15 protein-coding genes (1 of these 15 running past the window's edge) are annotated in these 12,766 nt (G+C 62.6%); 1 reads left to right on the forward strand and 14 read right to left on the reverse strand.

From position 1 onward, the window contains the following. Positions 1–269 carry the 3' end of a cob(I)yrinic acid a,c-diamide adenosyltransferase gene (locus RA302_RS18880; RefSeq protein WP_007726220.1) on the forward strand. The gene continues 304 nt to the left of window position 1, outside the view, so 269 of the gene's 573 nt are visible here — the last part of the coding sequence; its start codon lies off the left edge, out of view; it ends in the stop codon at positions 267–269. A 10-nt stretch (positions 270–279) separates the two neighbouring features. Here the strand turns inward: RA302_RS18880 and RA302_RS18885 are convergent, their stop codons facing one another. The 14 genes from RA302_RS18885 to prmC form a co-directional block, all read right to left on the reverse strand. Then, the gene (locus RA302_RS18885) at positions 280–702 is read right to left on the reverse strand and encodes a DUF2550 domain-containing protein (RefSeq protein ID WP_029255703.1); all 423 of its coding nucleotides are present in this window, start codon (positions 700–702) and stop codon (positions 280–282) included. Positions 703–751: 49 nt separating this feature from the next. Next, positions 752–1,120, reverse strand: a complete 369-nt coding sequence (locus RA302_RS18890) for a F0F1 ATP synthase subunit epsilon (RefSeq protein ID WP_003941287.1) — start codon at positions 1,118–1,120, stop codon at positions 752–754. A 6-nt stretch (positions 1,121–1,126) separates the two neighbouring features. Next, a complete protein-coding gene (atpD, locus tag RA302_RS18895; protein ID WP_003941349.1) occupies positions 1,127–2,578 on the reverse strand; it encodes a F0F1 ATP synthase subunit beta in 1,452 nt (483 codons plus the stop codon). A 3-nt stretch (positions 2,579–2,581) separates the two neighbouring features. Then, positions 2,582–3,565, reverse strand: coding sequence for a F0F1 ATP synthase subunit gamma (locus RA302_RS18900; RefSeq protein ID WP_003941320.1), 984 nt, complete (start codon positions 3,563–3,565; stop codon positions 2,582–2,584). Between the two features lie 48 nt (positions 3,566–3,613). After that, positions 3,614–5,257 (reverse strand): F0F1 ATP synthase subunit alpha, encoded by a 1,644-nt coding sequence (gene atpA / locus RA302_RS18905; RefSeq protein ID WP_007726218.1) that lies wholly within the window; start codon positions 5,255–5,257, stop codon positions 3,614–3,616. A 62-nt stretch (positions 5,258–5,319) separates the two neighbouring features. Continuing rightward, a complete protein-coding gene (locus RA302_RS18910) occupies positions 5,320–6,144 on the reverse strand; it encodes a F0F1 ATP synthase subunit delta (protein WP_003941304.1) in 825 nt (274 codons plus the stop codon). A 5-nt stretch (positions 6,145–6,149) separates the two neighbouring features. Next, positions 6,150–6,710 (reverse strand): F0F1 ATP synthase subunit B, encoded by a 561-nt coding sequence (locus tag RA302_RS18915; RefSeq protein WP_003941337.1) that lies wholly within the window; start codon positions 6,708–6,710, stop codon positions 6,150–6,152. A gap of 7 nt (positions 6,711–6,717) precedes the next feature. Then, positions 6,718–6,960, reverse strand: coding sequence for an ATP synthase F0 subunit C (locus tag RA302_RS18920; protein WP_003941327.1), 243 nt, complete (start codon positions 6,958–6,960; stop codon positions 6,718–6,720). A gap of 83 nt (positions 6,961–7,043) precedes the next feature. Further along, entirely contained in the window at positions 7,044–7,871 is an 828-nt protein-coding gene (gene atpB / locus RA302_RS18925; RefSeq protein WP_042445557.1) for a F0F1 ATP synthase subunit A, read from the reverse strand. 280 nt (positions 7,872–8,151) lie between these two features. Continuing rightward, on the reverse strand, positions 8,152–8,562 hold the full coding sequence (locus RA302_RS18930; RefSeq protein ID WP_020970050.1) for a hypothetical protein: 411 nt from the start codon (positions 8,560–8,562) through the stop codon (positions 8,152–8,154). Positions 8,563–8,654: 92 nt separating this feature from the next. Then, positions 8,655–9,842: an MraY family glycosyltransferase gene (locus RA302_RS18935; RefSeq protein WP_080726516.1), complete on the reverse strand. Its 1,188-nt coding sequence runs from the start codon at positions 9,840–9,842 to the stop codon at positions 8,655–8,657. After that, a complete protein-coding gene (gene glyA, locus RA302_RS18940) occupies positions 9,839–11,164 on the reverse strand; it encodes a serine hydroxymethyltransferase (RefSeq protein ID WP_054186743.1) in 1,326 nt (441 codons plus the stop codon). Before glyA ends, RA302_RS18935 begins: the two co-directional genes overlap by 4 nt. Positions 11,165–11,166: 2 nt before the next feature. Further along, positions 11,167–11,829: an L-threonylcarbamoyladenylate synthase gene (locus tag RA302_RS18945; RefSeq protein ID WP_003941345.1), complete on the reverse strand. Its 663-nt coding sequence runs from the start codon at positions 11,827–11,829 to the stop codon at positions 11,167–11,169. Further along, positions 11,826–12,758: a peptide chain release factor N(5)-glutamine methyltransferase gene (gene prmC / locus RA302_RS18950; RefSeq protein ID WP_007726206.1), complete on the reverse strand. Its 933-nt coding sequence runs from the start codon at positions 12,756–12,758 to the stop codon at positions 11,826–11,828. Before prmC ends, RA302_RS18945 begins: the two co-directional genes overlap by 4 nt. Between the last annotated feature and the right edge of the window lie 8 nt (positions 12,759–12,766).

A 12,766-nucleotide genomic window follows, 5' to 3' on the forward strand; every position in this document is an offset into this window, starting at 1 on the left:
GATGGTGCGATGAACTCAATGAGCAACTGGCACCGTTGAATTCGTTCATTCTGCCGGGCGGTACCGCCTTGGGAGCCCTGCTTCACGTAGCAAGAACCGTCTCGCGGCGTGCTGAGCGTGCGGCTTGGTCCGCCATCGATACGAACCCGGAGGACACGAGCGTGCTCCCCGCGAAATACCTCAACAGATTGTCGGATCTGCTCTTCATCATGGGAAGAGTGGCAAATCCTGAAGGCGATGTGCTCTGGAAGCCCGGCGCCGGGGCTTGAGCGGGACCGGTCAGGCGGTGCGTCGCCTACGGGCGCGCCCGTCCGGCCGCGATTCCACCCAGGACAGGAACGCTGTCAATGCTCCACTGTCCAAAGCGATTTCGTAGGCCGACGAGCCGTCATTGACCTTGACCACGACGATGTCGTCGCTCATGATGTCGAATTCGGTACCCGAGGGAGAACGACGGCTCTCGACCTCGATACCTTGACGATCGATCCTGGAGTCCGGGCCCGGCCGCAGACTCGACAGTTTGAAAAAGACAAAGGTGCTTTCGCCGTAGCGAATGATTCCGTGACGCCACCCGCTGTCCCCCGGAGATGGCAGAACACGAAGCAGTGCAGCGGTACCGCCGCGACGCAGAACCAGCAGACGATACAGAAAAGCCGCGACGAGAACCGCGAGCAGCACAACCAGAATGATCAACACAGTCATTCCGAATGTCACTGTTCGTCGGCTCCCGTCGCGGCTTTACTCGAGTAACTTACGCGCGCTCGACGGCCCGGAGCTGACCCTTGGCGACCGCAATCGCTTCGAGGTCGCCCGAGTTCTCGGCCAAGACAGCCTTGGCTGCCTCGACGTCGATGTCCTGTGCCATGTCCGCGGACTCGGCAAGGATCGTCACCGTCGTCGCAGTGACGGAGAGGAATCCTCCGTGTACCGCAGCAACGATACGCTCGCCGTCGACCGAGGTGATCGACACGGTTCCGCCCTCGATCAGCTGGCCGAGGACCGGCTCATGCCCAGGCATGATTCCGATTTCACCCTCGGTGGTCTGAGCGCTGACCAGCGTCGCCGAACCAGACCACAAGCGCTGCTCGACGGCAACGAGTTCTACGGTCATCTCAGCCATCGTGGACTACTTCCCGGCCATCTTCTTGGCTGCAGCCTCGACGTCGTCGAGTCCACCGCAGCTGTTGAATGCCTGCTCGGGCAGGTGATCGAACTCGCCCTTGCAGACGCGGTCGAAGGCTTCGATCGTGTCGCGGAGCGGCACGACGGAGCCGGGCTCACCGGTGAACTTCTCGGCAACGATGAAGTTCTGGCCGAGGAACTTCTGGATACGACGGGCGCGGCCGACGAGGACCTTGTCCTCTTCCTGAAGCTCGTCCATACCGAGGATAGCGATGATGTCCTGCAGTTCCTTGTACTTCTGCAGGATGCGCTTGACCTCGTTGGCAACGCGGAAGTGCTCGGCACCGACGATGCCGGGCTCCAGGATGCGGGAGGTCGAGCTCAGCGGATCCACAGCGGGGTAGATACCCATCTGCGAAATCGGGCGCGAAAGCTCGGTGGTGGCATCGAGGTGCGCGAAGGTCGTAGCCGGCGCGGGGTCGGTGTAGTCGTCGGCCGGCACGTAAATAGCCTGCAGCGAGGTGATCGAGCGACCGCGAGTCGAGGTGATGCGCTCCTGGAGCTCACCCATCTCGTCCGCCAGCGTGGGCTGGTAGCCCACTGCCGAAGGCATACGGCCGAGGAGGGTGGAAACCTCGGAGCCTGCCTGCGTGAAGCGGAAGATGTTGTCGATGAACAGCAGAACGTCCTGGCCCTGGACGTCGCGGAAGTACTCCGCCATCGTCAGTGCGGACAGGGCGACGCGCATACGCGTTCCGGGCGGCTCGTCCATCTGGCCGAAGACAAGGGCGGTGTCCTGGAGGACGCCCATCTCTTCCATTTCCAGGTGGAGGTCGGTGCCCTCACGGGTACGCTCACCGACGCCTGCGAACACCGAGGTGCCCGAGAACTCGCGAGCGATACGCGTGATCATTTCCTGGATCAGAACGGTCTTGCCGACGCCGGCGCCACCGAACAGGCCGATCTTTCCACCCTTGACATACGGGGTGAGAAGGTCGATGACCTTGATGCCCGTCTCGAGGATCTCGGTCTTACCTTCGAGCTGATCGAAGGCTGGTGGCTTGCGGTGGATGCCCCACTGCTCGCCGTCGCGGCCGAGGCCGGGGGTGTCGAGGCAATCGCCCAGTGCGTTGAACACGTGGCCCTTGACGACGTCACCGACGGGAACCGAGATCGGCTTGCCCGAGTCGGTCACTGCAGTGCCGCGGACGAGTCCGTCGGTGGGCTGCATGGAGACGGTGCGGACCAGGTTGTCACCGAGGTGCTGTGCGACCTCGAGCGTCAGCGTCTTGGCGACCGAGGGAAGCGTGATCTCGGCGTTCAGGGCGTTGAACAGTTCAGGAACAGCGCCACGCGGGAATTCAACGTCCACGACGGGACCGATGACCCGCACGACGCGGCCGGCTACGGCCGAAGCCGAACCTGCCCCGTTGTTTTCGGTTACTGCTGCGGTCATGTGCTAGTCACTTCCTGCGCTCGAGGCGAGCGCGTTGGCGCCGCCGACGATCTCGCTGATTTCCTGGGTGATCTGGGCCTGGCGAGCCTGGTTGGCCTGACGGCTCAACGTGTTCACCAGTTCGTTTGCGTTGTCCGTCGCGGCCTTCATGGCAGTACGACGGGCTGCCGACTCCGATGCCGCAGCATCGAGAAGCGACGAGAAGATACGAGTGCTGACGTACTTCGGGAGAAGAGCACCGAGAAGCTTCTCGGGCTCGGGCTCGAAGCTGAAGTCCGCGACGGGGCCATTGTCATGGTCGTCGTCGTGGCCGTTGGTCAGCATGTCGTCACCGAGTTCGATGCGCTCTTCCGACACGAAGACCTCGAGAGGAGCCATACGGCGAACCTCGGGAGTCTGCGTCAGCATCGACACAAAGCGGGTGTAGACGATATGGAGTTCGTCGACGCCCTCGATCGTGCCTTCACCGTTCGGAGCGGCAACCTGGTTACCCGAACCAGCCATGAACAGCTCCACCAGGTGGCGGCTGGCCTTCGCTGCATCCGAGTAACCCGGATCCTGCGAGAAGCCCGTCCACGCAGCACCGATGTCGCGGCCGCGGAACGTGTAGTAGCCGAGCCCCTTGGAACCGAGCACGTACACGACCGGCTCCTTGCCCTCGCTGCGGAGGAGAGCCATGAGCTCTTCTGCCTGCTTGAGGACGTTGGAGTTGTAGCCACCACACATGCCGCGGTCACTGGTGACAACGAGGACCGCTGCCCGCTTGGGCTCCGGACGCTCGTTGAGCAACGGGTGATCGAGCGAAGCAGACGCACTCGCCAATTCGGTGAGTACCTTCGTGATCTCCTCGGCATACGGCTTGGACGCGGCGACGCGAATCTGAGCCTTGGTGATACGCGAAGTCGCGATCAGTTCCTGTGCCTTGGTGATCTTCTTGGTCGAGTTGACCGACTTGATACGAGACCGCAATTCGAGAATGCTCGCCATCGATCAATCACTCTCCCTTCGGAATTCGCAGTGACATGGGCGCGTACGTCACTTGCTGACGGTCTTGCGCTTGACGTTGATCTGCTCGTTCGCGACCTCGTCGGCGCCCAAAGCGTCAGCCTCGGCTTCGTTCACGACCCGGCTTCCGTCGGATGCGATGAAGCCTTCCTTGAACTTGTTCGTTGCGGCGATCAGCTCAGCAGCGTTGTCGGCATCGAGTGCCTTACCGCCGTTGATGCTGGAGTAGACGCCAGCAGCCGAGTGCTTGAGGTCTTCGAGCAGTTCCTTCTCGAAGCGACGGACGTCGCCGATCGGAACGCTGTCGAAGATGCCTTCGCCGGCCAGGTAGATCGAGACGATCTGGTCCTCGACGGGGATCGGGCTGTACTGATCCTGCTTGAGCAGCTCGACCAGACGGGCGCCGCGCTCGAGCTGAGCCTTGGAGGCAGCGTCGAGGTCAGAAGCGAAGGCGGAGAACGCTTCGAGCTCACGGAACTGAGCCAGTTCCAGACGCAGCGAACCGGAAACCTTCTTCATGCCCTTGGTCTGTGCAGCGCCACCGACGCGGGAGACCGAGATACCGACGTTGATCGCGGGGCGAACGCCCTTGTTGAACAGGTCGGACTCGAGGAACACCTGACCGTCGGTGATGGAGATGACGTTGGTCGGGATGTAAGCCGAGACGTCGTTCGCCTTGGTCTCGATGATCGGCAGAGCCGTCAGCGAGCCACCGCCGAGTGCGTCGGACAGCTTCGCCGAACGCTCCAGCAGACGGGAGTGCAAGTAGAAGACGTCACCGGGGTAAGCCTCGCGTCCCGGCGGGCGACGCAGCAGCAGCGAGATGGCGCGGTACGCCTCTGCCTGCTTGGTCAGGTCGTCGAACACGACCAGAACGTGCTTGCCCTGGTACATCCAGTGCTGGCCGATGGCCGAGCCGGTGTACGGTGCGAGCCACTTGAAGCCTGCGGAATCAGATGCCGGAGCAGCAACGATGGTGGTGTATTCCATCGCGCCCTTCTCCTCGAGGGCAGCCTTGACGCCCGCGATGGTGGAACCCTTCTGACCGATGGCAACGTAGATGCAGCGCACCTGCTTGTTGACATCGCCGGAATCCCAGTTGGCCTTCTGGTTCAGGATGGCGTCGATGCAGACCGCGGTCTTGCCGGTCTTGCGGTCGCCGATGATGAGCTGGCGCTGGCCGCGGCCGATCGGTGTCATGGCGTCGATAGCCTTGATACCGGTCTGGAGCGGCTCTTCGACCGGCTGGCGCTCGAGCACCGAAGCGGCCTGGAGCTCGAGTGCGCGGTTCTCGGTGCTCTCGATCTCGCCGAGGCCGTCGATGGGCGCACCCAGCGGGTCGATGACACGGCCGAGGAAAGCATCGCCGACGGGAACCGACAGAACGTCGCCCGTGCGCTTTACTTCCTGGCCTTCTTGAATGTTCTGGTAATCGCCAAGGATGACGGCACCGATTTCGGTGGCATCCAGGTTGAGCGCGACGCCGACGATTCCACCGGGGAACTCCAACAGCTCGTTGGACATAGCCGAAGGCAGGCCAGAGACGTGCGCAATGCCGTCACTGGTGTCGGTCACTGTGCCGACCTCCTCACGGGAGGCCTCCGGGGAGTAGCTCGCGGTGTAGTTGTCGATCGCGCTACGGATCTCGTCGGAGGAGATCGTCAGCTCCGCCATGTTTTTCCTGCTCTCGGTGTCTGGTCTTCGAAAAGATCTGGAGTATGTGTTCGGCTGAAGGACTACTTGAGGTTCTTCCGCAGTGCTGCGAGTCGACCCGCTGCGCTGCCGTCGATAACCTCGTCGCCCACCCGGACGACCAAGCCGCTGAGGAGTTCTGGATCGACCTCGACGTGCACTGCTACCGGCTTCCCGTAGGTGCGGGTAAGAGTGCTCGCTAAGCGATCCGACTGCTCCGAGCTCAACGCCGAGGCGCTGCGAACGTGAGCAACGGTGGTATCGCGCTGCGCTGCGGCAAGATTCGACAGCTGATCGAAAGTGTCTGCGGGTGCAGACTTCAACCGGCCGACAGCCTGTCCGGCGAGTGCCTCGGTGACCGCGGTGACCTTGCCGTAGAGCAAGCGGGAGAGGAACTCACGCTTGCGGGCTGCGGGAACCGACAGATCCGAGAGCGTCTGCTCCAGGCTGGGATCCCCTGCCACGATGCGACCGAGACGGAAGAGCTCGTCCTCAACGGTGTCCAACTGGCTCTGATCGGCTGCGGCGCGGAGCAGAGCTTCGCGTCCGAGCAGTTCGAGCGAGTTGACCAAGTCGCGGGCCGCAGACCAGTCCTGGCCTGCAGCTGCCTTCACGGTGGCGAGCGCCTCGGCGCCGACCTTTCCGGAGAACAACTGCTCTGCCAAAGCCTGGCGACCAGCGGCCGGTGCCGAAGCGTCAGCCAGCGCGCTGCGAAGAGCGCGCTGGCCGTCGAGTACCTCGACCACCGAGAAGAGCTCGGACCCAGCCTGAGCAGAAGCAGCAGTTGCGGCTCCTGCAGAGACGGCGCCCAGGGCACTGCTCAGCGCAGAACGAGTCTGCGCCAAGGCTTCACGGCTCGCTGCGTACATGTTGCTCACTTCCTGGCTGAATCAGCGCTGACGGTGTCGAGCTCGTTGAGGAAACGATCAACCGTTCCGGCGCGCTTCACGTCGTCGGCGAGGGACTCCCCGATGACCTTCTCGGCCAGGTCTACAGCGGTCTTGCCGAGATCCGAGCGGAGCTCAGCGACAATCTGCTGACGCTGGGCGACGAGCTGGCTGTGGCCTGCGGCCACGATGCGGTCGCTCTCGTCCTGCGCCTGAACCTTCATGTCAGCGATGATCTGCTGACCCTGGGTACGCGCTTCCTCACGGATCTGCGCTGCCTCGGTACGAGCTTCGGCGAGCTGCGCGCGGTACTGCTCGAGCGCTGCTGCTGCCTCCGCCTGTGCGTCTTCGGCTTTCTTGATGCCGCCCTCGATCTGCTCGGTGCGTTCGGCCAAGACCTTCTGGAACTTCGGAAGAACGAGCTTCCAGAAGACGAAACCAACTACTACGAGCGCGACCGCGGACCACACGATGTCGTATGTCTCGGGGATGAGGGGATTGTGTTCAGTCGTCCCCTCCGCCGCGAGAATTGCGATGGTGGCTGCCATGTCGGTCTTAGAAGATGAAGCCGGCGACGAGGCCGATCAGCGCGAGGGCCTCGGTGAATGCAATACCGAGGAACATGGTGGTACGAACCTGGCCGGCCATCTCGGGCTGGCGGACCATGCCTTCGATTGCCTTGCCCACAACGATGCCCACGCCGATGCCGGGGCCGATTGCTGCGAGGCCGTAGCCGATGGCTCCGTAGCCGCGCGACTTGGTCTCGACAACTTCCTGAGCGAGGTAAGCGATGCTCATGGTGTTCCATTCCCTTTCTGTTGACCTCCGCCGGATTCGGCAAGAGGCTCAGTTCTTGGTGTAGCTGGTGAGGAGGTAAAAGGTCAGTGCTCGTCGGCGTGGAGCGCCAGATCGATGTACACCGCGGTCAGCAGCGCGAACACGTAAGCCTGCAGGAAGATGACCAGCAGCTCGAAGAACGTGAATGCGATACCGGCAATGATCGACGGAACACCGAAGATCGCCTGGAATCCGCCGGACACGAAGAAGAAGTAGTTCGTCGCGCTGAAGAACAGCACCAGCAGGATGTGGCCGGCCAACATGTTGGCCATGAGACGAACCATCAGCGTGAACGGGCGCAGGATGAAGGTCGAGATGAACTCGATGGGCACCAACAAGAAGTGCAGGGGCAGCGGGACGCCGGGAACGACGATGCTGCTCTTGACGTACTTGAAGAAGCCGTACTTCTTGATTCCGACGTAGTTGAACACGATGTAGGCGAGCGCCGCGAGTACCAGGGGCATACCGATTCGTGCGTTCGGCGAGATGTTCAGGAAAGGAATGATGCTGGCCAGGTTGCTGGCGACCACGATGAAGAAGATCGTCGTGATGACCGGCAGGAAGCGCTTGCCCTGTTCCTTGCCCAGGATCTCCTCGGCGATGTTGATCCGAACGAAGTCGAGCGCAAGCTCAGCGGCGTTCTGAAGTCCGCGGGGAACCAATCGAGGGCTGCGCATCGCGATCACGAAGAAGGCTGCGACCAGCACCGACATCAGCAGACGAATCAGCATCAGACGGTCGAGCTCGAAGGGGCCCGCGTGAATCAACACGGAGGGCGGGAAAAAATCGTCTAGTGACGGCGCATGGAATTCATCCGCGGCCAGGGTGGTGACGCTCAGCGTTCTCTCCCGTAGTCGGTCCGCAGCCATCATTGACTGCGGTTCGATCGGACATTGACGATCTACAAGTCGACAAGTTCGACTCGCGCATTCGTCAGCAGCTGGAGAACCCTAGAGGGGCCTGGCGTCTGTCGGTGTCGGCGACTCTCGTCGACTCAGTGGTCAGAATTTCGACCACCTGCGAGCACATGGCATCGTCGGCTGAGTGTTACTCGGCCCACCATTGCTCTCGCTTGAACCGAACCTTATCAAGTCATCTACGACATTGTGTAGATGGGGTACCTGGAAGTCCGATTAGTTACCTCTTGTAGTACTACTCGTCGTCGTCGACGTTGCTGCTGGGAGTGGGATCGACGTACGGAGTTTTGGTTCCCAGGACGCCGTAAGTCTCCGCACCGAGCACCACGACCAGCGACATGATGATGACCAGGACGAGGGCGGTCTTGTTGTAGAAATCCATGTCCGAGAGGACAAAGAGAACCACCATCGCGAGAATCATCTTCAGCAGCCAGGTACCGAGCAGAACGGCACCGGCCGTGAGCGCAGGCAGCTTCGCTGTGAGCAGCACGCCCAACGCCGTGAACAAGATGAACCCGCCGCCGACGGCTGCGCCGATCAGAGCGCCGTAGACGCCTTCCTTACCGGCGAAGAGCCCACCCAGGAGCGCGCCGACCACGGCCAGCGCGATCAGCCCCATCACACCCCACTTCACGGCCGACTTCATGGCGGCGGTCGAATCAGGGATGGGTTGCGAGGCAGGTACAGGCTGCGGCGTGTTCGTCACGATGCCCAAGGGTAATGGATCGGAAAACTTGGCTAGCGACGCTGCTGCTTGCGATCGATCAGCGAAGGCACCGCAGTGAAGAACAACGCAAGAACCAAACCGGCCGCGACGAGTACAACAACCAGCTGACGATTGAGCAGCGAGGATCCGACGGCACCGAACGCCAGGACGCTGACCCACAGGTAGATGACCAGCACAACTCGTCGGTGCGTGTGTCCGATCTGCAAGAGGCGATGATGCAGGTGCATCTTGTCCGGACTGAATGGACTGACGCCCGCTTTCGTCCGGCGGATCACGGCCAGGAGCATGTCCAGCATCGGGATGAACATCACAGCCCCGACCAGCAACAACGGCGCGAGGAGGCCGACGAGGTCGCGGGTTCCGTAGGCAGTGAGCGGAATACGACCGGATGCGCTGGTGGAGATCGCGGCCAGCATGAGACCGATCAACATCGACCCGGAATCGCCCATGAAAATGCGCGCTGGATTGAAGTTGTGTGGAAGAAAACCGAGACAAGCGCCTGCCAAAGCCGCCGCGATCATCGCCGGCGGGTAGACACTCGCGTCGCCGCCCTGATCGTGGAGAAGACCGATCGAGAAGATGAGGATGGCGAGCGCCGCGATCAGACCCAACCCGGCGGCCAATCCGTCGAGACCGTCGACAAAATTCATGGCGTTGATGGTCGCGACGGCAACAGCAACGGTGAACAGTCCGGATTGAATCTGATCGAGGATGATGGTGGACCCACCGTCACCGCCGAACGGGTTGTAGATGATGAACCAGCTGACGCCCATCACCACGAGAACGCCGGCAGCAGTCACCTGACCGACAAATTTGGTGAGGGCGTCGAGGCCCCACCTGTCGTCGATCACACCCACGAGGACGATGACGGCGCCAGCTACGAGCGCAGCGTGTACGTCAGGACTGCCGAAGCCGAAACCTCTTGTGAGCGCGGGTAATTGCTGCGCAAACAGCAGACCGACAGCCATGCCGATATACATTCCGACGCCACCGAGGCGCGGAATCGGCTCGACGTGAACGTCCCGATCACGAGGAATCGCGACAGCGCCGAACCGCAGCGCCAACAACCGGACTGCGCCAGTCGCCAGGTAGGTCACCACCGCCGCCGTACACAGCACGAGCAAAAGTTCACGGATGGGAACACCCGCTCCCCCGCCACCCTGTGCCAGATACGTGGTCGCCTCGTAGGAAGTGATCACTGCTCGAGATCACCCGTCTGGCGGGCATAGGCAGGCTTTGCCCGGACCAGTTCGCGAACGCCGTCGGCAACTGCTGCCAACTCGGCCTCTCCTGACGTGGTGGCGGGGTCCGCGACAACTGCGCGCGCGATCAACTCCCCCACCACGCTCATGTCGGAGCGGTTGAAACCCTGGGTCGTCACGGCCGCGGACCCGACGCGGATTCCGGACGTGACGGCGGGCGACTGCGGATCGAACGGAATCGCGTTCTTGTTGAGCGTGATCGAAGCCAGTCCGCACCTACGCTCGGCGTCGACGCCGGTGACACCGCTTGCGCGCAGGTCGAGAAGCGCCAGATGTGTGTCGGTTCCACCGGACACGGTGCGCAGACCGCGAGCTTCCAACGACAGCGCGAGCGCCGATGCGTTGGCAACCACTTCCTGTGCATACCAACGATATTCCGGCGTCGACGCCTCTTTGAACGCAACCGCTTTCCCGGCGATCGCATGCATCATCGGGCCGCCTTGAATGAAGGGGAACACCGCGCGATCTACAGCCGAGGCATGCTCGCTGCGGCACAGGATCATTCCGCCGCGCGGGCCTCTGAGGACTTTGTGCGTCGTCGCGGAGACGACGTCGGCGTACGGAACGCACGAAGGTATCGCCCGGCCTGCCACCAGTCCGATGAAGTGGGCGGCGTCGACCCACAGGATCGCACCGACCTCGTCTGCGATCGAGCGGAAGGCTGCGAAGTCGATGGTGCGGGAGTACGCGGTCGCGCCGGCGACGATGATTTTCGGCTTGTGCGCCAGAGCCAGGGTGCGAACCTCGTCGTAGTCGATCAATTCGGTGGCCGAATCGACGTGATAGGGAACGGTGGTGAACCACTGCCCAGAAAAGCTGACGCGAGACCCGTGAGTCAGATGCCCACCGTGCGGCAGACTCATCGCCAATACGGTGTCGCCGGGCTTGGCGAATGCGGCGTACACCGCGAGATTCGCAGTGGCCCCCGAATGCGGTTGGACGTTGACGTGCTCGGCGCCGAACAGCGCCTTTGCCCGATCGATCGCCAGATTCTCGGCTACGTCGACGTACTCGCACCCGCCGTAGTAACGCCGACCCGGATAGCCCTCGGCGTACTTGTTGCTCAGGGTCGAACCCAAGGCAGCCAGTACCGAGGGGCTGGTGAAGTTCTCGCTCGCGATGAGTTGAAGTCCGTCGCGCTGACGCTCGAGTTCGGCCAGCGCAACAGCCGCGATCTCGGGGTCTGCCGTGGCAAGCTCACCGAAATCCGGTCCCCAATACGTGGATTCCCCCGCGCGCTCGCCGCCGGCGCCGACCATCGTTACGAAACTCCCTCTACGAGACTTTCCGGACTGGTGCCCAATACCTCGGCGATGGATTCTGCCGAGACGGCACCCACTCGCAAGATACGCGGTGAATTGCCGGTCAGGTCGACGATCGTGGAAGCAACGGCGTGTTCGGCCTTGCCCCCGTCGAGATACACGCTGGCAGATCCGCCGAGCTGATCTCGGGCTTCCTCGACGGTAGTTGCCGGCGGACGCCCCGAGATGTTGGCGCTCGAGACGGCAAGCGGTCCGACATCGCGCAACAGTTCGAGGGCAACCGGGTGGAGGGGCATGCGGAGCATGACGGTTCCGCGGGTATCACCGAGGTCCCAGGCAAGTGAAGGCGCCTGCTCGACGACCAGGCTCAGTCCGCCGGGCCAGAATGCGCGGATCAGATCCCGTGCCTGCGGGCGCACGCTGTAGACGAGCCCGTCGATGGTGTTCCACGATCCGACCAGAACCGGGACGGGCATGTCTCGCCCGCGTCCCTTGGCGCGCAAAAGACTCGTGACAGCTTCGCTGTCGAACGCGTCGGCGGCGAGTCCGTAAAGGGTGTCGGTAGGGAGAACTACGAGTCGGCCGGCCTTGAGCGCGTTCTTCGCGGCGGCCAAGCCTGCGGTTCGGGAATCTGTCTGACTGCAGTCGTACACGGTGCTCACTCAGCCATCCTTTCACTCTGCGCTTCGGGCGTTCGATTCCGCTGTGCTTCGACGTCGGTGGCGACACGTCTGGCGACGACGAATCGCGGACGACCGGCAAGATCTGGATGCTGCGCGACCTCGCCGAATACCCGGCGCGCCGAGAACAGCGCAGCGACGCCGTCCCCGTTGGTGTCGTCGTGCTCGATGCCTGCCGCGCCGCCGATTCGAAGCCACCGCGCGATGTTGCTGATCATGGGTTTGATGACGGACAGACCGTCGACGCCACCGAACAACGCGGTGTGCGGGTCGTAATCCATGACCTCAGGCTGCAATTGCACGCCTTCGGGGATGTACGGCGGATTGGACACGACCAGATCGACGCCGCCCTCGAGCCCTGGCAACAGGTTCCGATCGGTGACATCGCCCTGATGCAGATGGATCGGTGTATCACCGGCGGCCTCGCGGTCGGCAGCATTACGACGCGCCCACGCCAACGCGGCGGGCTCCTTCTCCACGGCGTGAACGACGGCGTCCGGACGGGCCTCGGCGATGGACAGCGCGAGTACACCCGATCCCGTACACAGGTCCAGAACTACCGGCGGCTTGCTTCCGCAACCTTCGAGGAACGAGAGTGCCCAACCCATGAGCAGTTCGGTTTCCGGCCGCGGAATGAAGACACCCGGCCCGACAGCGACGTCGATGTTGCCCATCGACGCGACTCCGATGATGTGCTGCAACGGAATCCGCTTCACCCGTTGGGCAACCAACTCGTCGAACGCCGCGATGACCTCGGGATCGACCAACGGAATCAGTCCGAGACGCGTGCGTTCGACCCCGAGCAGGTGGGATGCCAACAACTCGGCGTCGGTGCGTGGGCTGGGCACACCTGCGGCGTCGAGCTGTTTTGCAGCTTCGATCAGCGCCAAACGAAGTGGAAGTCGACTCACGGGTACAG

This window comes from Rhodococcus sp. DN22, from assembly GCF_036669995.1.
Lineage (GTDB): Bacteria > Actinomycetota > Actinomycetes > Mycobacteriales > Mycobacteriaceae > Rhodococcus_F > Rhodococcus_F erythropolis.

Excerpts from the sequence above, each read along its gene's own strand:
- RA302_RS18885 (WP_029255703.1), bottom strand. The coding sequence starts at position 702 with ATGACTGTGTTGATCATTCTGGTTGTGCTGCTCGCGGTTCTCGTCGCG.
- RA302_RS18890 (WP_003941287.1), bottom strand. The coding sequence starts at position 1,120 with ATGGCTGAGATGACCGTAGAACTCGTTGCCGTCGAGCAGCGCTTGTGG.
- atpD (WP_003941349.1), bottom strand. The coding sequence starts at position 2,578 with ATGACCGCAGCAGTAACCGAAAACAACGGGGCAGGTTCGGCTTCGGCC.
- RA302_RS18900 (WP_003941320.1), bottom strand. The coding sequence starts at position 3,565 with ATGGCGAGCATTCTCGAATTGCGGTCTCGTATCAAGTCGGTCAACTCG.
- atpA (WP_007726218.1), bottom strand. The coding sequence starts at position 5,257 with ATGGCGGAGCTGACGATCTCCTCCGACGAGATCCGTAGCGCGATCGAC.
- RA302_RS18910 (WP_003941304.1), bottom strand. The coding sequence starts at position 6,144 with ATGTACGCAGCGAGCCGTGAAGCCTTGGCGCAGACTCGTTCTGCGCTG.
- RA302_RS18915 (WP_003941337.1), bottom strand. The coding sequence starts at position 6,710 with ATGGCAGCCACCATCGCAATTCTCGCGGCGGAGGGGACGACTGAACAC.
- RA302_RS18920 (WP_003941327.1), bottom strand. The coding sequence starts at position 6,960 with ATGAGCATCGCTTACCTCGCTCAGGAAGTTGTCGAGACCAAGTCGCGC.
- atpB (WP_042445557.1), bottom strand. The coding sequence starts at position 7,871 with ATGATGGCTGCGGACCGACTACGGGAGAGAACGCTGAGCGTCACCACC.
- RA302_RS18930 (WP_020970050.1), bottom strand. The coding sequence starts at position 8,562 with ATGAAGTCGGCCGTGAAGTGGGGTGTGATGGGGCTGATCGCGCTGGCC.
- glyA (WP_054186743.1), bottom strand. The coding sequence starts at position 11,164 with ATGGTCGGCGCCGGCGGCGAGCGCGCGGGGGAATCCACGTATTGGGGA.